Origin of the sequence: Bradyrhizobium aeschynomenes (assembly GCF_013178945.1) — a bacterium.
Taxonomy (GTDB): Bacteria; Pseudomonadota; Alphaproteobacteria; order Rhizobiales; family Xanthobacteraceae; genus Bradyrhizobium; species Bradyrhizobium aeschynomenes.
The window spans coordinates 94,689-115,721 of record NZ_JABFDM010000009.1; the positions used below are offsets into that span (position 1 = coordinate 94,689).

General features: G+C 66.9%; 15 protein-coding genes. 6 read left to right on the forward strand and 9 right to left on the reverse strand.

The annotated features are described in order from the left end of the window. Positions 1–239 precede the first annotated feature (239 nt). The gene (locus HL666_RS24325; protein ID WP_172184040.1) at positions 240–1,094 is read right to left on the reverse strand and encodes an SDR family oxidoreductase; all 855 of its coding nucleotides are present in this window, start codon (positions 1,092–1,094) and stop codon (positions 240–242) included. 180 nt (positions 1,095–1,274) lie between these two features. Between HL666_RS24325 and HL666_RS24330 the strand changes: the two genes are divergently transcribed. Further along, the gene (locus HL666_RS24330) at positions 1,275–3,314 is read left to right on the forward strand and encodes an NAD(+) synthase (protein WP_172184042.1); all 2,040 of its coding nucleotides are present in this window, start codon (positions 1,275–1,277) and stop codon (positions 3,312–3,314) included. Between the two features lie 69 nt (positions 3,315–3,383). Here HL666_RS24330 and HL666_RS24335 read toward each other — a convergent pair whose 3' ends face one another. From HL666_RS24335 to HL666_RS24345, 3 genes are read right to left on the reverse strand one after another with little or no spacing between them, the layout of a single operon-like run. Continuing rightward, entirely contained in the window at positions 3,384–4,403 is a 1,020-nt protein-coding gene (locus tag HL666_RS24335) for an HlyD family secretion protein (RefSeq protein ID WP_172184044.1), read from the reverse strand. Further along, a complete protein-coding gene (locus tag HL666_RS24340) occupies positions 4,400–5,119 on the reverse strand; it encodes an ABC transporter ATP-binding protein (protein WP_172184045.1) in 720 nt (239 codons plus the stop codon). The genes HL666_RS24335 and HL666_RS24340 overlap by 4 nt, the downstream gene beginning before the upstream one ends. After that, positions 5,116–6,249, reverse strand: coding sequence for an ABC transporter permease (locus HL666_RS24345; RefSeq protein WP_172184047.1), 1,134 nt, complete (start codon positions 6,247–6,249; stop codon positions 5,116–5,118). Before HL666_RS24345 ends, HL666_RS24340 begins: the two co-directional genes overlap by 4 nt. A gap of 388 nt (positions 6,250–6,637) precedes the next feature. On the opposite strand from HL666_RS24345, the gene HL666_RS24350 reads away from it, so the two are divergent. Next, the gene (locus tag HL666_RS24350; protein WP_172110113.1) at positions 6,638–7,288 is read left to right on the forward strand and encodes a LemA family protein; all 651 of its coding nucleotides are present in this window, start codon (positions 6,638–6,640) and stop codon (positions 7,286–7,288) included. Positions 7,289–7,308: 20 nt separating this feature from the next. After that, positions 7,309–9,042, forward strand: a complete 1,734-nt coding sequence (locus HL666_RS24355; RefSeq protein WP_172184049.1) for a M48 family metalloprotease — start codon at positions 7,309–7,311, stop codon at positions 9,040–9,042. An 821-nt stretch (positions 9,043–9,863) separates the two neighbouring features. Here HL666_RS24355 and metH read toward each other — a convergent pair. Beyond that, entirely contained in the window at positions 9,864–13,724 is a 3,861-nt protein-coding gene (metH, locus tag HL666_RS24360; protein ID WP_172184057.1) for a methionine synthase, read from the reverse strand. Further along, positions 13,724–14,641 (reverse strand): methylenetetrahydrofolate reductase [NAD(P)H], encoded by a 918-nt coding sequence (metF, locus tag HL666_RS24365; protein WP_172110110.1) that lies wholly within the window; start codon positions 14,639–14,641, stop codon positions 13,724–13,726. Before metF ends, metH begins: the two co-directional genes overlap by 1 nt. 373 nt (positions 14,642–15,014) lie before the next feature. Here metF and HL666_RS24370 point away from each other — a divergent pair, with 373 nt between their 5' ends. Then, entirely contained in the window at positions 15,015–16,034 is a 1,020-nt protein-coding gene (locus HL666_RS24370) for an LLM class flavin-dependent oxidoreductase (protein ID WP_172184059.1), read from the forward strand. Positions 16,035–16,388: 354 nt separating this feature from the next. On the opposite strand, the gene HL666_RS24375 is transcribed toward HL666_RS24370, so the two are convergent. Next, positions 16,389–17,255 carry an SDR family oxidoreductase gene (locus HL666_RS24375; protein WP_172184061.1) on the reverse strand — a complete coding sequence of 289 codons (867 nt, stop codon included), beginning with the start codon at positions 17,253–17,255 and terminating at the stop codon, positions 16,389–16,391. Between the two features lie 102 nt (positions 17,256–17,357). Between HL666_RS24375 and HL666_RS24380 the strand changes: the two genes are divergently transcribed. Beyond that, positions 17,358–18,248 carry a LysR family transcriptional regulator gene (locus HL666_RS24380; protein ID WP_172110107.1) on the forward strand — a complete coding sequence of 297 codons (891 nt, stop codon included), beginning with the start codon at positions 17,358–17,360 and terminating at the stop codon, positions 18,246–18,248. 125 nt (positions 18,249–18,373) lie between these two features. Here HL666_RS24380 and HL666_RS24385 read toward each other — a convergent pair whose 3' ends face one another. Together HL666_RS24385 and HL666_RS24390 are read right to left on the reverse strand one after the other, a co-directional pair. Further along, positions 18,374–19,237: a prephenate dehydratase gene (locus HL666_RS24385; RefSeq protein ID WP_172110106.1), complete on the reverse strand. Its 864-nt coding sequence runs from the start codon at positions 19,235–19,237 to the stop codon at positions 18,374–18,376. Between the two features lie 18 nt (positions 19,238–19,255). Continuing rightward, positions 19,256–19,996 (reverse strand): 3-deoxy-manno-octulosonate cytidylyltransferase, encoded by a 741-nt coding sequence (locus HL666_RS24390; protein ID WP_172110105.1) that lies wholly within the window; start codon positions 19,994–19,996, stop codon positions 19,256–19,258. Positions 19,997–20,236: 240 nt separating this feature from the next. Between HL666_RS24390 and HL666_RS24395 the strand changes: the two genes are divergently transcribed. After that, positions 20,237–20,785 (forward strand): c-type cytochrome, encoded by a 549-nt coding sequence (locus tag HL666_RS24395; RefSeq protein WP_172110104.1) that lies wholly within the window; start codon positions 20,237–20,239, stop codon positions 20,783–20,785. Positions 20,786–21,033: the final 248 nt, after the last annotated feature.

A 21,033-nucleotide genomic window follows, 5' to 3' on the forward strand; every position in this document is an offset into this window, starting at 1 on the left:
AACATCCTTTGCGTGAGGGGTGCATGACGTCCAGTCGCGTCAAACCCGCATGACAATCTCTGTTCGTGGCAATCGCCGATGGTGCGAAAGGTTTCGTGGCGTCCTTCAAAATCTCAGCGCTGCCGCCGTCGGAGCTCGGCGCCGCGCCCGTCATGTCGGTCAGCTCGCCATGGCGACTGCGACCTCGCAATCGGGCGCCGGCTGCGCGCGGCCTGCGTCCCCTGAACCGGGTTCGCCGCTCAGCTCCGCCCTTCGCCCGCCGTCCACAGCGCGTCGAGCCCGGCACGATAGGTGGGATAGGCGAACAGGAGGCCGAGGTCCTGCTTGGCCCTGGTGTTCCGGATGCGCCGGTTGCTGGCGTAGAAGCTCTTCGCCATCGGCGACAGTTCCACACTGTCGAGCGGCTGCTCCGGCGGCGGAGCGATGCCCATCAGGCTGGCGGCGTAGGCGATGACGTCCTGGGGCGGCGCCGGCTCGTCATCGACGATGTTCCAGGCGCCGCCGGCCTCGCGCCGGATCGCGCCCATGATGGCGCCGGCGATGTCGTCGACATGGATGCGGTTGAACACCTGGCCCGGCTTGACGATGCGCCGGGCGCGGCCTGCGCGCAGCTCGACCAGCGCGTTGCGGCCGGGACCGTAGATGCCGCCGAGCCGGAGCACCGCCAGCCGGTCGCCGATCCGGCTCCGCCAATCCTCTTCGACGCGGACACGCGCCTGCACCCGGTCATGCTCCGGCGCCAGCGGCGTGTCCTCGTCGATCCAGGCGCCCTGGTGGTCGCCATAGACGCCGACCGTGGAGAGATACACCACGCGCCTTGCGCGACCATTGGTGACGGCATCGCCGAACCCCGTCAACGCCGGATCGTCACCAGGCCCGGGCGGCGCCGAAATCAGCACGACATCCGCTTCGGCGGCCGTCGCCAGTGTCGCGGCCGTGGGCGCCGTGCCGTCGAACAGGTCTAGCTCGTAGCGCGCGAGCTGCGCGCGCTTGTCAGCGCCGCGCACCGTGCCGGTGACGCGGGCGAAGCCGCTGCCGTAGAGATCGACGAAGCGCTGGGCGGAGTAGCCGAAGCCGATGACCAACAGGTTCATGTGTTTGCTCGAATGGCGGAGCCCGACTTATCCGGCATCGGGCCGCCGGCGCAAATCAAATGGCTGGTGTCCGCAAGGTGGCCCAGCCTGCAGGATCGGTGGTACTGACCTGCCGCCCTTGTCATGGCTCCCGTCATGGAACATGTCGTATGGTGAGACGACAGGAGATGGACTGCCCCGATGAATTTCCATTCGATCTACCGCCACGGCTTCGCCCGCGTCGCCGCCTGCGTCACGGCCTCCAGCGTCGCCAATCCGACAGCCAATGCGGCGGCGATCCTGGCCGCGGCGCGCGCCTGTCACGACCAGAACGCGGCGGTCGCGGTGTTTCCGGAGCTGTGCTTGTCCGGGTACGCGATCGAGGACCTCGTCAAGCAGGATCCGCTGCTCGATGCCGTCCAGCGCGGGCTGCTCACCTTGGTCGAAGCCTCGCATGACCTGATGCCGGTGCTGATCGTCGGCGCGCCGCTGCGCTTCGCGCATCGCATCTACAATTGCGCCGTCGTGATCCATCGCGGCGAGGTGCTCGGCGTCATTCCGAAGAGCTATCTGCCGACCTATCGTGAGTTCTACGAAGGCCGCCACTTCGCCTCCGGCGCCGGCATCCGCGGCGAGATGATCGAAGTGGCCGAGACCATGGCGCCGTTCGGCACCGATTTGCTGTTCGCCGCCGCCGACGTCGCCGGTCTCGTGATCGGCGTCGAGATCTGCGAGGACATGTGGATTCCCGTCACGCCGGCCTCCGAGCTCGCGCTCGCCGGCGCCACCGTGCTCGCCAATCTCTCGGGCAGCCCGATCACCGTCGGCCGCGCCGAATCGCGCTCGCTGCTGTGCCGGTCGACCTCGGCGCGCTGCCTCGCCGCCTATGTCTACGCGGCCGCCGGTGTCGGCGAATCCACCACCGATCTATCCTGGGACGGCCAGACCTCGATCTTCGAGAACGGCGTGCTGCTCGCCGAGAGCGAGCGCTTTCGCCAGACCGGCCAGACCATCTTCGCCGACGTCGATCTCGATCTGCTGCGCCAGGAGCGCGCGCTGATGGGAACGTTCGACGACAATGCGCGCGCGCAAGACACGGGCGTGCATTGGCGCCGCATCGGCTTCGAGCTGCAGCCTGCCGAGGGCGACATCGGCTTCATGCGCAGCATCGAGCGCTTTCCGTTCGTGCCGAGCGATCCCGCGCGGCTCGATCAGGATTGCTACGAGGCCTACAACATCCAGGTCGCCGGCCTGACGCAGCGGCTGCGCGCCACCGGCACCAAGCGAATCGTGATCGGCGTCTCCGGCGGGCTCGATTCCACGCATGCGCTGATCGTCGCCGCCAAGGCGATGGACCTGCTCGGCCTGCCCCGCACCAACATCCTCGCTTACACGATGCCCGGCTTCGCCACGGGCGCGCAGAGCAAGTCCTACGCGCATGCGCTGATGGCGGCGCTCGAGGTCAGCGCCGCCGAACTCGACATCCGCCCCGCGGCCACGCAGATGCTGAAGGACATCGGCCATCCCTTCGGGCGCGGCGAGCAGGTCTACGACGTCACCTTCGAGAACGTGCAGGCCGGCCTGCGCACCGACTATCTGTTCCGCCTCGCCAACGATCGCGGCGGCCTCGTGCTCGGCACCGGCGACCTCTCCGAGCTGGCGCTCGGATGGTGCACCTATGGCGTCGGCGATCAGATGGCGCACTACAACGTCAATGCCGGCGTGCCGAAGACCCTGATCCAGCACCTCATCCGCTGGGTCATCGCCTCGCATCAGTTCTCGGCCGATGTCGATCGGACGCTCGAGGCGGTGCTGTCGGCGGAGATCTCGCCGGAGCTGGTGCCGGTGAAGGAGGGCGAGACGCCGCAGAGCACGCAGGCCGCGATCGGCCCCTATGAGCTGCAGGACTTCAATTTGTTCTACACGCTGCGCTACGGCATGCGCCCGTCGAAGATCGCCTTCATGGCGCATCACGCTTGGAAGGATGCAGGCGCTGGCGCCTGGCCGCCGCACTTCCCTGACGACAAGCGCAACGCCTATGCGCTCGGCGACATCCGGAAATGGCTGGAAGTGTTCCTCAAGCGCTTCTTCGCCTTCAGCCAGTTCAAGCGCTCGGCGATGCCCAACGGTCCCAAGGTCGTCGCCGGCGGCGCGCTCTCCCCCCGCGGCGACTGGCGCGCGCCCTCGGACGGCAACGCCACCGCGTGGCTGGAGGATCTCGAGCGCAACGTCCCGAAATGATTGCAAGGAGCAGATCGATCCCGGCCTGTGCCAAGCGCGCGGTCGTTGCCACTGCGATCGGGCCCGCCGTCACGGCTTGAAGTACACGTCCACCTTCATGCCGACCGCGAACGGGCCAGGCTCTGCGAGATCGACCAGCACCTCGACCACGTCGACATCGGTCATGTTGCGCTGGCTGAGCGCAGCCGCGCGGCTGCTTTCGACCAGCGGCGCGACCGCCGCGACCTTGCCCGCGACGTCGCGGCCGCGGAAGGCGTCGGAGCGGACCACGGCCTGCTGGCCCGGCTTGATCTTGTCGAGATCGCGCTGATCGAGTTCGGCGCGCACCCGCAGCGACGACATGTCGCCGAGCAGCACCAGCGGTGGCGTCGATTGCGGCGAGGCGATCTCGCCGGCGCGGGCATTGACCTGCAGCACGGTGCCGTCCAGCGGCGCGCGAATGGTGAGCTTCTCCAGCGTCGCGCGCGCGGCCTGCAGATCGCTGCGCGCGACGTTGAGCTGGCCCTCGGCGTTGATCGGCAGCGGCGCGTCGGCGGTCACCTTGCGCAGCTCATCCGCCTGCTGGTCCAGCTTGGCCTGCGCAGTCGCCAGCTGCGTGCGCGCGCTGTCGACCTCGCCATCGGCACCGCGTCCGGCGCGCCGCTCGGCCACGGCCTTGTCGAGCGCGACGCGCGCCTCGAACACCGCGGCCTGCGCGTCGGCGAGACCATCCTCGGCGCGGCGCCGCGGCCCCGCGCCCGACGGCGTCGATTCCTTGTTGCGCACGCGCTTGCGCATCGCAGCCTGCGCCTCGGCGCTGGCGAGCTGGGCACGGGCCTCGGCATCGGCGAGGCGCAGCAGCGCTTGGCCGGCGAACACGGTCTCGTTCGGCTTGACCAGCACCTCCTGGATCGGCGCCACCACGGGCGCGCCGAGCTTGACGAGACCGGACGCCGGCTCGACGCGGCCGGGCGCCACCGCGAGCCAGCGCTCCTCCTGGGCATTGGCCGCGCGCGCCGCTGGCGTGACCCAGGCCGATGCAGCGGCGAGCGCGAGGACGGCCGCCGCGGCCAGCCCGAGCGCGGCGCGATGTGAAACTGCCGATGTCATGCGTTCGAAACCTTCTTCATCGATTCTGTAACAGCCTCCTCGCGCACGATGCGGCCGTCCTCGATATGAACGACGCGGCTGGCGAATGGCAGGATGCGCGGATCGTGCGTCACCACCAGCACCGCGCGCGATGGATCCTTGGCGATATCTGCCAGCAAGGTCATGATCGCCTGGCCATTGGCGGTATCGAGCGCGCCGGTGGGCTCGTCCGCAAGAATGACCTGGGTCTTGCCGACGATGGCGCGGGCGATCGCGACGCGCTGCTGCTCGCCGCCGGACAGCGCCCGCGGCAGCGACTTGCGCTTGTGGCCGAGACCGACGGTGCCCAGCACCTCGCGCGCCGCAGCCTTTGCTGTCCGCGCGCGCTCACCGCGCACATCCAGCGCGAGCCGCACATTGTCCTCGGCGTTCAGTGTGGGAAACAAATGATAGGACTGGAAGATGAAGCCGATGCGCTCGCGCCGGAGCTTTGCCAGCGCCTCGGAATCGAGCCCGGCGACGGCGTGGCCGCCGACATGCACCGTGCCGGCGTCCGGCGTCATCAGGCAGCCCAGGATCGACAGCAGCGTGGTCTTGCCGCTGCCGGACGGCCCCATCAGCAGCACCAGCTCGCCGCCCTTCAACGCCAGGCTCACGCCCTTCAGCGCCTGCACCCGGCCGGCGCCCTGGCCGAGGTGATGGACGAGATCGGTCGCCGCGAGCACGACGTCGGTCATCGCGAGAACACCATGGCCGGATCGATGCGCATCACCTTGACGATGGCAGCGACCGCCGAGCCCACGCACATCGTCACCGTGAGCAGGAACAGCGCCACGGTCAGCATCGGCGTCATGATCACGGGCAGGGCTGATTCCGCGGTCGCGGCCGCGACGATCTTGCCGATGCCGGCCGCGCCAGCAAAGCCGACGATGGCGCTGAGCAGCGCCTGCCAGATGATGACCGTGTAGATGTAGCGGCTGGACGAGCCGATCGCCCGCAGCGTGGCAAATTCGTTGATGTGGTCCTTGGTGCTCGAATAGAGCGTCTGCGCCACGATGACCGTGCCGACGATCACGCCGAGCAGTGCGCCGGCGAACAGCGCCGCGCCCGCGCCGGTGCCGAACAGCCAGAACGAGCGGCTGCGGTTGCGAAATTCGCTCGCGGTCAGCACCTCGACATTGCCGAGACTGTCGCGCAAGCCCTGCTGCACCTTCCAGAGATCGGCCTCGGGCGCCAGCCGCACCAGCAGGTACGACGCCTTGCTCGCGGGCGTCCCCGTGTAGCTGCGCGCGCGCTCGACATCGGTGAACACGTAAGGCGTCGTCGTGAACGAGCGGATGCCCTTGCTGACGGCCATCACCTGCACCTTGCGGTCGCGCAGCTCGGCGGTCTGCTCCACGCCTGTTATGCCGAGCCGCTCGAAATAGGTCTGGTCGATCGCCACCGCGCCTGGCACGGAGAGATCGTCGAGCCGGCCCTCGACCACGTTCCAGGGATGCAGTCCGAGCCCGCGCAGCTCCGAGCCGACCACGAAGACGGGCGTGGTCGTGCCCTGAGGCAGCCGCCATTGCGCATAGCCGATGACCAGCGGCGTCGCCTCGGCAACCCCCGGAACCGCCAGCGCCCGGAACCGCTGCCGCTCGTCGAGCAGCGAGGGATCCTCGAAGCATTTTGTGCCGACCGGCATGATCCACAGCTGCGCCGGGGCATGGTCGATCATGGTCGTCACCATGCGGCGGAAGCCGACATAGAGGCCCATCTGCACGGTCACCAGCACGATCGAGAAGATGATGCCGATGATGGTCGCAATGAAGCGCAGCCTGTCATGGAACAGGTTTCGCGACGCAAGCCTGAACTGCAACGACATGAACCAAAACCACCCGAGCGCCCCGGGGTTCATTTCAGCCGGTTATAGCGGCGATGTCCACGCCGTATCAGGCCCCGTTCGCTGTGGCGCTTTGTCATTCGGGACGGCCGTGGCGCGGGGGACACGTCGGAGGGGACAGCGGCCCAGACCGAAGTGTGAGCCGATCGCGTGCTACGGAGGTCGTCCGGGCGTTCGCAGGTCATCTGTGGTGTGGAGACAGCGCGACTACTCCTTGGCAGCCCGGCATCCGTGCGCCAGCGGGACGCATGGCCCGGGAGCAATCTCAAACGGGATGTGAAACTCCCTACAACTTGAGCGATCTGCGGCGCAAAGTCTTAGAGGGGATAGATTTACAGCTTGCCGAAAAATCGCGTCTCGGGGGTCTTTCATGTCTTCCTTTTCAGTCGAGAACTTTCTCCAGGCCATCGATTTCTCCGGGCGCATGACCCGCGCCGCCAACGTCGCGCTGGACTATTGGTGGGCGTGGCTGCTCGCCGGCGCGGTGCTCTGGCTGCTGCTGAAGATCCGCGCGCAGCACGCGCTGCTGGGTCAGCTTGACGAGCGAGCGGATGCGGCGTTCGGCGATGTCGACGCGCTCTTGATCGAGCGGCACGCGCTGATCGGCAACCTCGTCGAGGTGGTCCGCGCCTTCGCGACCAGGGAGCACGACGTGATCCGCAACGTGCTGGAGGCCCGCGTCGAGGCGCTGGAGGCGCTCACCGGAGGGGGTGGCTCGGTGATCCAGGCCGACGCGCAGATCGCCAATGTCCTGCAGAACCTGTTCTCGGTCAGCGAAAGCTATCCGGCGCTGGCGAGCGCCGCGCATTACAGCACGCTGCGCAGCGATCTGATCCGGATCGAGGAGCGCATCACGGCGGCGCGCAAGTTCTATAATCTGGCGGTGGAGGAGCTGAACTCGGTCCGCCGCGCGTTCCCCAGCAACGTCATCGCCTGGCTGTGCGGGAGCACCGTGCGCGAGAAGTTCACGCTCGGCGAGCGCCGCTCCGAGTTCGCCGGTCCGGTCAAGATCAGCCTGTGATGCGTTGAGGAGCGGGCGCCATGGCCGTCCACGGCTACGTCACGCACGCCGCCTACAACCGGCGCTGCACGGCCCTGCTGATGCTGGCCTACGTCGTGTCGTTCGAGGTGATCGGCACGTTCGCGCTGACGATCTATCTGCTCGTCGCCGACCATGAGCACACCATCCTGTCCAACCCGGCCGGCTATGCCGTCCGCTACGCGCTGCCGATCGCGCTCGCCACCGGCTTCATGTTCTGGTGGATGTATCGCGGCCATGCGAAGGCGGTAATGGAGACGCTCGGCGTGCGGCTGGTCTCGCGCCAGGAGGAACCGCGCTTCGTCGCCATTGCCGAGGATCAGTGCACCGCGCTCGGAGTCCGCCTGCCGCGCTTCGGCGTCATCGAGGCGAGCGAGCCCAACGCCGTCACCGTGGGCGAGGGGCCGAAGGCGGGTCTGATCGCGGTGACGCGCGGCCTGCTCGATCAGCTCGACGACGACGAACTGGCGGCGGTGCTCGCGCATGAGGCGTCGCATATCCGTCATGGCGACACCAGGCTGCTCGCCGCGAATCACGCGTTGATGCGGACCGCCGTCATCCTGCAGATGAACAATCCGCTGCGCTTCGAGCACTGGCGCCAGATCCTGGTGGCCGTGCTGGTGCCGCCGATGCTGCCGCTGTTGCTCGCCAGCAGCATCGCGACCGTGACCTCGCTGCGGCTCGCGGGCGCCGCGCGGCGCAGCCTGAAGCTCGGGCGCGACCATATCGCCGATGGCGAGGCGATCAGGGTCACGCATTTTCCCGAAGCGCTGCTCAGCGCCATCAGCAAGATCGGCGGTCGCGGCATGTTCCACGGCAGCGCGCGGGTCGAGGGCCTCCTGTTCGACGGACCTGCGGATCACGCCGGCGGCAGCCATCCCAGCATCGCCGAGCGGCTCGACGCCATCGCCGCGCTCGGCCGCGAGCTGATGAGTCCGGCACGACGGCGGCGTGACAGCCGTGTGCCGTCGGCGCCGCGTTTCGGACGCCGTCCACGCTCGGCCCTGTCGCTCTATCCGCTCGACGCTTCGGGCCGGCCGTTGGAGAAGCCGGCGCAGCCCGAGACCAACCTCCTGATGCTGTATCTGTTTGACCGCGAGACGTTTCGCGCCTGGCACAACGCCTCGATCGCCTGGGAGGAGCGGAAGCTCGACGAGCGCCGCAACGTCATCGGCGTGGCGCCCCTCGTCTTCGTCATGCTCGTCATCGGCAGTTTCGGCGCGGTCTATTTCTATTGGCCGAAGGACGGCAACCTCTCCACGCTCGTCAATCTGTACAGTCCGGCCAGCCTGGTCGAGATGGCCCGCATCACGCAGTCCGGTCCGTTCTGCATCGGCTCGTCCTATCCGGACGGAAGATGTCCGGCCAAGACCGGCCCGGCGAATCCGTCCGAAGTGAGCCAGCCGGCGAGTCGCGGCGGCAATTTGTCCGGTACGTTCGCTGCTCCGCGGACAGCCGGTGCGTCCGATCAGCTGTCTGCGGCAGTCGAGAGCCGCAAGTCGAACTCGACGCCGCTTTGGGCATGGCTGTTCGTCCTTGTCGCCATCTGTGTCACGAACCCCAGTCTCATCCCGCGCATCATCGCCCAACTGGCCGCCCATGCCAGGCTGATCTCGCGCTTCATCGCGGCCTCCTCGGCGAAGGCCGATCGCTTTGGAGGCACTGATCCGGCGAGCGTGGCGTGGCCACAGCACGATGCTCCCGCGGCCCGAGAGTTCGGGCGGCGCAAGCTCTGACGCGCGCCATGGCGGTGCCCGGCGAGGCAAATCAGGCCTCGCGTCAAGGAGCCCACGTGCCGCGCAGGAGGCCGGCGAGCCTTTCGGGGGGGCAGGCGGGCGTGTGCGCCGAAAAACCGATTTATGAGCCGTATCAGGCTTATTTGCCCTGTCCAGTCCCCAGCGCAAAAAGATTTCTATTTCGCTTTTACGGAATTCATGTCCAGATGCGGCATCCCGTGTCCCCTGGAGGGGCGGATCGCGATCGTCACGAACGTCGGACGCGGGGAGCGATGGACGTCATCTGCCGCAGTGTGTCTCGCACGGACGAACGGCAGGCGGCGGACGCCGAAATCGTGTGGTCCTGGCCTCCCGACGCTGAGGCCAAGCCGGCGGTGGTGATGATCCGCTGGTGACGGGGGCAAGACAGCCGGTCCCCGGGGAGAGCCCGTATAAGGCGGAAGCCCATCGCGCAGGGAAGGCCGGGATGTCTCAGCCAAACCTGTGGTGACTGCCGCCTGCTTTTCTTGTTGCAGGCGGGCCATGGGGGCGGCGAGCTCCCGGCCTTCCCTGCGCCCTCCTATCAATTCGAGGGCGGACCTGCCGGATCAACTCGGGCGCAATGCGCGGCGAGGATGAGGAGGCACGTCTGCGACGCTTCGTGTCGTGTACCGACGGCCGCGCGTCATAAAAGGTGTCGTCCCGGCGAACGCCGGGACCCATAACCACAGGGCCCAATGATGCGCTCGGTCTCAACCACCGCGGACTACGGATGCATCCGGCGGTATGGGTCCCGGCGTTCGCCGGGACGACGATGGTGGGTGTGGAGGCAGTGCGAGCAGCTACGCGCCGACCGCCTTCTTGCGCCACGCCAGATGCACCGCGCAGGTGCAGCCCACGGGGTGGCTGGCGAGCTCGGCGGGGGCGGCGTCGTTGGCGGGCGCGGGCGAGGCGACCGGGCGGGGCGTCTCGGTCGGCTGTCCACCCCTTGCCGGGATGTAGTTCAGGATCGGCGCCAGCCAGCGCTCGACTTCGGCGACCGTCATGCCCTTGCGCGCGGCGTAGTCCTCGACCTGGTCGCGCTCGATCTTGCCGACGCCGAAATAGAAGCTCTCCGGCGAGGCGAAATAGAGGCCCGAGACCGACGATCCCGGCCACATCGCATAGCTTTCGGTGAGCGTGACTCCGGCGGTCTTCTCGGCATCGAGCAGTTCGAACAAGGTCGCCTTCTCGGTATGATCCGGCTGCGCCGGATAGCCGGGGGCAGGGCGGATGCCCTGGTACTTCTCCAGGATCAGATCGTCGGGGGAGAGCGTCTCGTCCGGGGCGTAGGCCCAGAACTCGCGGCGCACGCGGGCGTGCAGGCGTTCGGCAAAGGCTTCGGCGAGGCGGTCGGCCAGCGCCTTGACCAGGATCGAGGAATAGTCGTCATTGGCGTTCTTGAAGCGGTCGGCGACCGCATCCTCGCCGAGCCCCGTCGTCACGACGAAGCCGCCGACATAGTCCGGCACACCGGAGCCCGCGGGCGCGACGAAGTCGGACAGCGCGGTGTTGAAGCGGCCCTCGCGCTTTTCGAGCTGCTGGCGCAGCGTGTGCAGCGTCGCGATCGCCTTGCTGCGGTTGTCATCGGCATACAGCACGATGTCGTCGCCGACGGCGTTGGCCGGCCAGAAGCCGATCGCGGCGCGCGCCGAAAACCACTTCTCGTCGACGATCTGCTTCAGCATCTTCTGCGCATCGTCGTACAGCGCCCGCGCGGCCTCACCGACCTTGGCATCGTCGAGGATGGCCGGGAAGCGGCCGGCGAGCTCCCAGGTCTGGAAGAACGGCGTCCAGTCGATATAGGGCACGAGCTCGGCGAGGTCGTAGTCCACAAAAGTCTTCGTGCCGAGGAAGGTCGGCTTCACCGGCCTGGTCTTGGCGAAGTCGATCTTCGGCGCGTTTGCCCGGGCGTCCTTCAGCGACAGCCGCTTCTTGTCGGCCTGGCCGCGCAGATGCGCGGCGGCGATCTTCTGATACTCGCCGCGGATGTCGGCCGCATAGGCGTCCTTGCGCTCTGCCGACAGCAGCGAGGAGGCCACGCCGACGGCGCGGCTGGCGTCGTTGACGTGTACCACCGGGCCGCCCTGGTAGTTCGGGTCGATCTTCACGGCGGTATGCACGCGGCTCGTGGTCGCGCCGCCGATCAAGAGCGGCACGTTCAGCCCCTGCCGCTCCATCTCGGAGGCGAGATACGCCATCTCGTCGAGCGAGGGCGTGATCAGGCCGGAGAGGCCGATGATGTCGGCATTCTCAGCCTTGGCGGTGTCGATGATCTTGGCCGCGGGCACCATGACGCCGAGGTCGATGACCTCGAAATTGTTGCACTGGAGCACGATGCCGACGATGTTCTTGCCGATGTCGTGGACGTCGCCCTTGACGGTGGCGAGCACGATCTTGCCGGCATTGGAGCGTTCGTTGGCGCGGCCCTTGTTGGCGGCCTTCTCGGCCTCCATGAACGGCATCAGATAGGCGACCGCCTGCTTCATCACGCGCGCCGACTTCACCACCTGCGGCAGGAACATCTTGCCGTCGCCGAAGAGGTCGCCGACCACGTTCATGCCGGCCATCAGCGGGCCTTCGATGACGTCGAGCGGCCGCGTCGACGCGGCCCGCGCCTCTTCGGTGTCCTGCTCAATGTATTCGGTGATGCCGTGCACCAGCGCGTGGGAGAGGCGTTTGTCGACCGGCCATTCGCGCCAAGCGAGATCGGCCTCCTTGGTCTGCTTGCCCTGGCCGCGGAATTTCTCCGCCAGCGCCAGCAGCCGCTCGGAGGCGCCGGGGTCGCGGTTGAGCACGACATCCTCGCACACCTGGCGCAGCTCGGGGTCGATGTCGTCATAGACGATCATCTGCCCGGCATTGACGATGCCCATGTCCATGCCGGCCTTGATGGCGTGATACAGGAACACCGAGTGCATGGCCTCGCGCACCGGCTCATTGCCGCGGAACGAGAACGAGAGATTGGAGACGCCGCCCGAGACGTGCGCATGCGGCAGGTTCTGGCGAATCCAGCTGACAGCCTCGATGAAGTCGACGCCGTAGTTGTTGTGCTCCTCGATGCCGGTGGCGATCGCGAAGATGTTCGGATCGAAGATGATGTCTTCCGGCGGGAAGCCGACCGTCTCGACCAGGATCTTGTAGGCGCGGGCGCAGATCTCGGTCTTGCGCTTGTAGGTGTCGGCCTGGCCGGTCTCGTCGAACGCCATGACGACGACGGCGGCGCCGTGGCGGCGCGCGATCCTCGCCTCGTGGATGAACTTCTCCTCGCCTTCCTTCAGCGAGATCGAGTTCACGACCGGCTTGCCCTGCACGCATTTCAGGCCGGCCTCGATGACGTGGAATTTCGAGGAGTCGACCATGACCGGCACGCGCGCGATATCAGGCTCGGCGGCGACGAGGTTGAGGAAGGTCCGCATCGCGGCTTCCGAATCGAGCAACCCCTCGTCCATGTTGACGTCGATGACCTGGGCGCCGTTCTCGACCTGGTCGCGCGCGACCTGCAGCGCGGCGGTGTAGTCACCGGCGGTGATCAGCTTGCGGAATTTGGCAGAGCCCGTGACGTTGGTGCGCTCGCCGACATTGACGAAGGGGATCGCGGGCGTCAGCTCGAATGGCTCCAGGCCCGACAGCCGCAGCCGCGGCGCGATCTCCGGCACGACGCGCGGCTTGTGCGGGGCGACGGCGGCGGCGATCGCCGCGATATGATCCGGCGTGGTGCCGCAGCAGCCGCCGACGATGTTGACGAGGCCGGCGGACGCGAACTCGCCGATCAGCCGCGCCATATAGGCGGGCGTCTCGTCGTACTGGCCGAACTCGTTGGGCAGGCCGGCATTGGGGTAGGCGCAGACCAAGGTATCCGCGACGCGGCCGATGTCGGCGACATGGGCGCGCAGGTCCTCGGCGCCGAGCGCGCAGTTGAAGCCGATGGTCAGCGGCTTGGCATGACGCACCGAATTCCAGAACGCCTCCGGCATCTGGCCGGAGAGCAGGCGGCCGGACTTGTCGGTGATGGTGCCGGAGATCATCACGGGCACGTCGATGCCGCGCTCCTCGCAGAGCTCGGCGATGGCGTACAGTGCCGCCTTGGCGTTCAGCGTGTCGAAGATCGTCTCGACCAGCAGGATGTCGGCGCCGCCGTCCAGCAGTCCGCGCGCCTGCTCGCCATAGGCGATGCGCAGATCGTCGAAGGTGACCGCGCGATAGCCGGGATTGGAGACGTCGGGCGAGATCGAGGCGGTGCGGTTGGTCGGGCCCATCGCGCCGGCGACGAAGCGCGGCTTGCCATCCTCGGCCGCGACACGCGTGGCCGCGTTTCGCGCCAGCCGCGCGCCCTCGCGATTGAGCTCGTAGATGATATCGGACAGATCGTAGTCGGCCTGTGCGATCGACGTCGCCGAAAAGGTGTTGGTGGCAACGATATCGGCGCCGGCGCGCAGGTATTGCGCGTGGATGTCCTCGATGGCCTCCGGCTGCGTCAGGATCAGCAGGTCGTTGTTGCCGCGGAGGTCGCGATGAAAATCCTTGAAGCGTGGCCCGCGGAACGCAGCCTCGTCGAACTGCAGCGCCTGGATCATCGTGCCCATGGCGCCGTCGAGGATCAGGATGCGCTGGCGTGCTGCAGCCAGGAAGGCGGTACGCGTATTGGAAACAGGAGGGGACATCAGGCGGCGACCTTGTTGACGGACTTCGGCCGGATGCCAAGCAGATGGCTGATCGCAAACACGAGGTCGGCGCGGTTCATGGTGTAGAAATGGAAGGTGTCGACGCCATGCTTGGCGAGCTTGTGCACCTGGCCGGCGGCGACGGTCGCCGCAACCAGCTTGCGGGTCTCGGGATCGTCGTCGAGGCCGTCGAACTTCTCGGCCAGCCAGTCCGGCACCGTCGTGCCGGCGCGGGTGACGAAGCCGCGCGCCTGCTTGAAATTGTGCATCGGCATGATGCCGGGCACGATCGGGATGTCGATGCCGCGGGCTCGGACGCGGTCGAGATAGCGGAAGTAGAGATCGTTGTCGAAGAACACCTGGGTGATCGCGCGGGTCGCGCCGGCATCGACCTTGGCCTTGAGCATGTCGATATCGGCGTCGAAGTCGCGGCTCTCCGGGTGCTTCTCCGGATAGGCCGAGACCGAGACCTCGATGTCGGGATGCCGCTTCTTGATGCCGGCGATCAGCTCGGGCGAGGTCTGATAGCCCTCGGCATGGGTGTGATAGGGCGTGCCGATGCCGCCGGGCGGATCGCCGCGCAGCGCCACGATGTGGCGGACGCCGACCTCGTGATAGCGGTCGACGACCTCGTCGATCTCCTGGCGCGAGGCGCCGACGCAGGTCAGATGCGCCGCCGGCAGCAGCGCGGTCTCCTTCAGGATGCGCGCGATGGTGGCGTGGGTGCGCTCGCGCGTCGATCCGCCGGCGCCGTAGGTCACCGAGACGAAGCTGGGCTCCAGCGGCGCCAGGCGCTCGATCGAGGTCCACAGCGTCCGATCCATCTCCTCGGTCTTCGGCGGGAAGAACTCGAACGAGATCTTCGGCCGGATGATCGCGGAATGTCCGTCAGTGATGGCGGTGGCGAGGTCGGTCATGGCGGCGCAGGTTCCCGATGGCGCGTAAATTTCAACTTGAGAGGGGGCTCACCTCTCGGATGTGCCAAGATAGGGGAAGTGCGTCGCAATAAACAGCCCACTGGAAATGGGATTTAGCCCACAATCGATTGATTGACGATCATTTTTCTGGCGTGAGTGGATCGTATCGTGGGCAGAGAAAATGAAGTAAAATCAAATGATGACGAGTTAGTTGATTGCTGGAAAGCGGATGCAGAGGTGGGACAGGTGGATTTCTGCGCTGTATACAGGGTGTTCATCCCATTCCCTGTCCAGCCGTTATCTCTGCGTTTCCGGCAGGTCACCGACGCAGTTCGGCCATTGTGGGCCGCCACGCAGTCACTAGGTTGAAGCCATGATCCCGCTTTCCGTCCTCGACCTCTCCGTCACGACCACAGCCACGCCGGCCTCAGCGGCGCTGCGCAACAGCATCGACTTGGCCCGACACGTCGACCAGCTCGGCTATGTCCGCTACTGGCTCGCCGAGCACCACAGCCTCGTTTCGGTGGCGAGCCCGGCGCCCGACATCATGATCGGGCAGATCGCGGCCGTGACGACGCACATTCGCGTCGGCTCCGGCGGCGTGATGCTGCCCAATCACGCGCCGCTGGTGGTCGCCGAGCGATTCAAGATGCTGGAGGCGCTATTCCCCGGCCGCATCGATCTCGGCCTGGGCCGCGCGCCCGGCACCGACGGCACCACGGCGTATGCGCTGCGGAGCCGGCTCGATCGCCGCGAGGGCGACGATTTCCTGGAGCGGCTGCATGAGCTGACCTTGTGGGAGACGCGCGAGTTTCCCGCCGGCCATCCCTACAACAACGTCATCGCAATGCCCGACGATGCGCAGCTGCCGCCGATCTGGCTGCTCGGCTCCAGCGACTATTCCAGCGAGCTCTCGGCGCAGATGGGCATGGGCTTTGGCTTTGCGCATCATTTCGCCAATCACGATGCGATCGACGCGATGACCAATTATCGCGCCCATTTCACCGCCTCGCGCTGGCGCTCGCAGCCGCATGCGATCCTGGCGGTGGCCGTGGTGACGGCGGAAACCGACGCTGAAGCCGAACGGCTGGCGTCGTCGATGGACCTCAACCGTCTCCGCCGCGACCGCGGCCAGTTCCTGCCGCTGCCGAGCCCGGAAGAGGCCGCGGCCTATCCGTATTCGGACGCCGAGCGCGCCTCGATCGCCCGCAACCGCTCGCGGCTGTTCGTCGGCTCGCCGTCGACGGTCCGCGCCAAGCTCGATCCGATGATCGCGGCGAGCCAGGCCGACGAGTTGATGGTGATCACCGCGATCTTCGACCACGAGGCCCGCAAGCGCTCCTACACCCTGCTGGCTGACGCCTTCGGCCTGCAGCGGCAGGCGGCGGCGTAGCTATTTGTCCAGCTCACCATGTAATCAGCGGCGCGCGACGCAGAAAACTGTCGTCGCTCACCTGGTTCACCACGAAGCGCGCGGACATCGGCCCGCCCGATCGTGCCGCCATCGACACCGGTGAGGTCCGTCAGTGCACGAACCGCCTGGCCGCCCGGCCTGTCGTTGAGCATCGCGGGGCGCGCTGTCGCGAATGATCAGCTGTCCGGTGCCGCCAAGAACGAGGATGTTGGACCTGATGATGGTGACGTCATTGCTACTCTGATCGGTCATGATGACCTCCGTTTGTGAGGCAGGGCGCATTCGTGGAAGCGCCCCGCATTCGATTTCGGTTGATGATGAGAACGGCTCGGCTCAGGCTGCGGCGATCTCGGCCACGAAGTCGCGATAGGAGCGCAGCGGACGGCCGAGCAGCGCGGTCAGACGCGCGACATCGCCCTCGTCCGGCACCATGCCGTCGCTCAGGAAGCGCTCGGCCATCAGCCGCATGTCGAACGCCATCCAGTTCGGCATGACCTGCCGCAAATTGGTTTCGAAGCCCGCGGCGTTGTCGCCTCCATAGCCGATCGGACGCCCGAGCACCTCGGACCAGACGGCGGCGGCGTCCGCGCCGGTCAGCGTGTCCGGGCCGACCAGATTGATGCGCGTCAGCGGCAACGGTGCTGCGGACTGCTCGCGGCGGATCAGCTCGATGGCGGCGATCTCGCCGATGTCGCCGGCGTCGATCATGGCAAGACCCTTGGCGCCGATCGGCATCGGATAGACGCCATGGCCAGTGACGACATCCTTGATCGTGAGATCGTTGTTCATGAAGTAGGCCGGCCGCAGGATGGTGGCGTTCAGGCCCATCTGCTCGATCATCCGCTCGACCGCGAACTTGCCGGCGAAGTGCGGCACGTTGACGTAGACGTCGCTGTGGATCACCGAGAGGTAGACGATGCGCTCGATGCCAGCCTCGCGGGCAATGTTGAGCGCAATCAGCGCCTGGGTGATTTCATCTGGCGTGACGGCGTTGAGCAGGAACAGCGTTGACACGCCCGAGACGGCAGAGCGGAGCGAATCGACGTCGAGCAAATCGCCCTTGGCGAGGGCGACACCCGCCGGAAGATCGGCCTTGGCGGGATCGCGGACGAGGGCGCGGACATCGACGCCGCGCTTGACGAGCTGGTCGACGACATGGCGGCCGACGGTGCCCGTGGCGCCGGTGACGAGGATGGTCATTGTGGGTTCTCCGGGTTGGATGAAGCGATGCCCCGAAAATAGCGATCCACATGTGAGCCAATAGACGTTATATTTGGACAGGTCGTCTCATTGGTGGAACAGATGGATCTGCTGGCGCTTGCCGACTTCACCCTCGTCGCCCGTCACGGCGGCTTTGGCCGCGCCGCCCGGGCCAGCGGGCGGCCGAAGGCGACGCTGTCCCGCCGGGTCGCGGAGCTTGAGGCGAGCCTGGACATCCGGCTGATCGAGCGCGGTGGCCGCGCGATGAAGCTGACCGAAGAGGGCCGGGCGCTGTTCGAGCGGACGGGCGCGCTGCTGACCGAGCTCGATGAGACTGTGGGTGCGATTTCGTCGGGCGGTCAGAAGCCGCGCGGCCGCTTGCGCATCAGCGCACCGCTGCTGTTCTCGCAGACCGTGATGGGCAAGCTCGCCGCCGCATTTGCGCTCCGATATCCCGAAGTCAGGCTGGACGTGATCACCGACGACCGGGCGGTCGACATGGTCGAGGAGGGCTACGACCTGGTGATCCGGGTCAATCCCGACCCCGATGACAGCCTGGTCGGGCGCATCTTCCTGCGCGATCAGCTCGTGGTCGTCGCAAGTCCCGGGCTGGGCCGGCCGGCGCCTGACGCGATCGTTCCTGCTGTTGTCCGCAGCACGGACGAGACGTCGTTCTGGGAGGTGACGACCCTCACCGGGCGATCGCGGATCGCGATCGATCCGGTCCTGCGGCTGTCCTCATTGATGATGGTCCGCGATGCCGTACGCGCTGGCGTCGGCGCAGCCTGCCTGCCGCTGTCGCTCGCCAGCCACGATATCGCGGCGGACCGTCTGGTGCACTGGGCCGATCTCGACGCCCCGCCGGTCGCGCTCTGGACGCTGTATCCATCGCGTCGGCTGTTGAGCGCGCGTGTGTCGGCGTTCCTCGATCACTTGAAAGACGCATTCCCGACAGGCACGCCAGCCGAGCTCGCCGCCTATCTCGAGGGCTAGATGCCACATTCGCCGTCATTCCGGGGCGGGGCCGCAGGCCTCGAACCCGGAATCTCGCAGTGAGTTGCGGCGCTCGAGATTCCGGGTCTGGTCCTCGGACCATCCCGGAATGACGGCGTAACAAATTAGCTTTCCAGGCGCTCGCTGAACGTCGCGCGGAACGGATGCGCCGGATAGACGCCGACGATGCGCAGCTCGCGCGAGAAGAACTTCAGCTCCTCCAGCGCGAACGCGAGGCCCTTGTCCTCGGGATGGCCGTCGACGTCGGCATAGAATTGCGTGGCGAAGAAATTGCCGTCGACCATGTAGCTTTCGAGCTTGGTCATGTTGACGCCGTTGGTGGCGAAGCCGCCGAGCGCCTTGTACAGCGCGGCCGGCAGGTTGCGGACGCGGAACACGAAGCTCGTCACCAGCGGCCCTGAATTCTGCTCGGCCCATTGCGGCTCCCGGGCGAGCACGACGAAGCGGGTGGTGTTGTGGGCTTCGTCCTCGATGTCCTCGGCCAGAATGTCGAGGCCATAGATGTCTGCGGCAAGCCGCGAGGCGATCGCGGCAACGCTCTTGTCGCCCCGCTGCGACACGTCGCGCGCGCTGCCGGCAGTGTCGCCGGCGACGATCGGGCGGACGCCGAGCTGGCGGATGATGCGGCGGCACTGGCCGAGCGCATGGACGTGGCTCTCGACGGTCTTGATGTCGGCGAGCTTGGTACCCTTCAGCGCCATCAGCTGGTGGCGGATCGGCAGAAACCACTCGCCGATGATGTACAGGCCGGAGCCCGGCAGCAGATGGTGGATGTCGGCGACGCGCCCCGCCACCGAGTTCTCGATCGGGATCATGCCGAGATCGGCCTCGCCGGAGGAGATCGCGGCCAGCGCGTCCTCGAAGGTCGGGCAGGGCATGGCCTCGGCGGTCGGATAGGCCTCGGATATGGCGATGTGGGAATTGGCTCCCGGCTCGCCCTGGAATGCGATTTTCAAGATCTTGCTCATGTGGGGCCTTGTAGCAGCTTAGGTCTGTGACAGCAGCCGGCGCGCGGTTTCGAGATCGGCCGGCGTGTCGACACCGCGGGGGACGGCATCGACGACCATCACGTCGATGCGCATGCCGGCCTCGAGCGCGCGGAGCTGTTCCAGCTTCTCCTGCTGTTCCAGCGGCGACGGGGGCAGGCTGACGAAGCGCTCGAGCGCCGCGCGGCGATAGGCGTAGAGGCCGATGTGGTGGTAACGCGGTCCGTCGCCATGCGGCGCCGTGGCCCGGGTGAAGTACAGCGCGCGCATGCGCCGCCCTGACAGCGGCGAGCCGACGGCCTTGACCACGTTGGGGTTCAGGCTCTCTTCCTCGGTGTGAATTTCGGCCGCCAAGGTGGCGATGTCGACGGCGGGGTCCGCAAGCGGCGGCAGCACGTCACTGATGCTCTGGGGATCGATGGTGGGAAAGTCGCCCTGCAGGTTGACCACGATCTCCGCCTCGCCGGCCGGGTCGAGCTTGCACATCGCCTCGTAGATGCGGTCCGACCCGGAGGGATGATCGGGCTTGGTCATGACCACCTCGCCGCCCGCCGCCGTCACGGCCGCGGCGATCTCCGGCGTATCGGTGGCCACGGCCACGCGGCCGATCGCTGCCTCCTGGGCACGGCGCAGCACCTGCACGATCATCGGCACGCCCGCGATGTCGAGCAGCGGCTTGCCGGGCAGCCGGGTCGAGGCCATGCGGGCCGGGATCAGCACGAGGATCTTGGAGCGGGTCATCCGGGGAACGATAGCTCGGAGCCGGTCGCAACAGCGCGTCCGGACATGATGGGGGACAGCAAAAACGGCCCGCTTATACGGGTTGCCAGAGCACGGGCAAACCGATATCTCACTTCTGCCGCAGGGGGAGGCGCGACGGCTCGATTCCGCTCGATGCCTTCACGAAATCCTGAGGCGATTCACGGCCGCGGCCCCGCGGCCTCCAAGCCATGAAATCCGCCCTCGGAGCCTGATTCCAAAATGGACTCCTTCGAACTTAACAAAATCCTCGGCGCCGTGCTGGCCGCCTGTCTGGTCGTGCTGGTCACGAGCTTCTCCGCCAGCGCGCTGTTCGCGCCGAAAATGCCGGAGAAGCCGGGCTTCGAGATCGCCGTGAAGGAAGCCGAGGGCGCGGCCAAGGGTGCCGCTGCGCCGGCTGCCGCCGAGCCGATCGAGAAGCTGTTGCAGACCGCGTCGGTCGAGAAGGGCGCTGCCGCCGCCAAGAAGTGCGCCGCCTGCCACACCTTCGACAAGGGCGGCAAGAATGGCGTCGGTCCCAACCTCTATGGCATCGTCGGCGACCACATCGGCGAAGGCCGCGGCTTCAATTTCTCCGCGGCGATCAAGGCCAAGGGCGGCACTTGGACGATCGATGCGCTGAACCAGTTCATCGCCAATCCCAAGGGCTACATCCCGGGCACCGCGATGGGCTTCGCCGGCATCCAGAAGGACTCGGAGCGTGCCGACGTGCTGGCCTATCTGAACTCGCTGGCCGACAGCCCGGCGCCGCTGCCGACCGCAGCCAAGTAACCCGCGACTTAATCTCGCATTGCACACGGCCGGGCCTCGCCCGGCCGTTTTGCTTATGGGGGAAGCGAATTTCGCCGCATTTGGGACCTTTGGTCGCATGCCGGTCGTTCACAACCCGGTATCATGAGGAAAAAGCAAGGTTATCCGTCGAAACCTTGCCGTATATTGGTCCCTGAATGGAACGGGTTCGGAAGGTCCGGAGCGCCCTGCTTCGGCCGGTGCAACCTGTCCCGTCCGGATTGGGTTAC

Bases quoted from the DNA above. Each gene is read 5' to 3' on its own strand.
- HL666_RS24340 (WP_172184045.1), bottom strand. From the start codon at position 5,119: ATGACCGACGTCGTGCTCGCGGCGACCGATCTCGTCCATCACCTCGGC.
- HL666_RS24375 (WP_172184061.1), bottom strand. From the start codon at position 17,255: ATGACCATCCTCGTCACCGGCGCCACGGGCACCGTCGGCCGCCATGTC.
- HL666_RS24370 (WP_172184059.1), top strand. From the start codon at position 15,015: ATGATCCCGCTTTCCGTCCTCGACCTCTCCGTCACGACCACAGCCACG.
- metH (WP_172184057.1), bottom strand. From the start codon at position 13,724: ATGTCCCCTCCTGTTTCCAATACGCGTACCGCCTTCCTGGCTGCAGCA.
- HL666_RS24380 (WP_172110107.1), top strand. From the start codon at position 17,358: ATGGATCTGCTGGCGCTTGCCGACTTCACCCTCGTCGCCCGTCACGGC.
- HL666_RS24390 (WP_172110105.1), bottom strand. From the start codon at position 19,996: ATGACCCGCTCCAAGATCCTCGTGCTGATCCCGGCCCGCATGGCCTCG.
- HL666_RS24325 (WP_172184040.1), bottom strand. From the start codon at position 1,094: ATGAACCTGTTGGTCATCGGCTTCGGCTACTCCGCCCAGCGCTTCGTC.
- HL666_RS24335 (WP_172184044.1), bottom strand. From the start codon at position 4,403: ATGACATCGGCAGTTTCACATCGCGCCGCGCTCGGGCTGGCCGCGGCG.
- HL666_RS24395 (WP_172110104.1), top strand. From the start codon at position 20,237: ATGGACTCCTTCGAACTTAACAAAATCCTCGGCGCCGTGCTGGCCGCC.
- HL666_RS24385 (WP_172110106.1), bottom strand. From the start codon at position 19,237: ATGAGCAAGATCTTGAAAATCGCATTCCAGGGCGAGCCGGGAGCCAAT.
- HL666_RS24330 (WP_172184042.1), top strand. From the start codon at position 1,275: ATGAATTTCCATTCGATCTACCGCCACGGCTTCGCCCGCGTCGCCGCC.
- metF (WP_172110110.1), bottom strand. From the start codon at position 14,641: ATGACCGACCTCGCCACCGCCATCACTGACGGACATTCCGCGATCATC.
- HL666_RS24350 (WP_172110113.1), top strand. From the start codon at position 6,638: ATGTCTTCCTTTTCAGTCGAGAACTTTCTCCAGGCCATCGATTTCTCC.
- HL666_RS24345 (WP_172184047.1), bottom strand. From the start codon at position 6,249: ATGTCGTTGCAGTTCAGGCTTGCGTCGCGAAACCTGTTCCATGACAGG.
- HL666_RS24355 (WP_172184049.1), top strand. From the start codon at position 7,309: ATGGCCGTCCACGGCTACGTCACGCACGCCGCCTACAACCGGCGCTGC.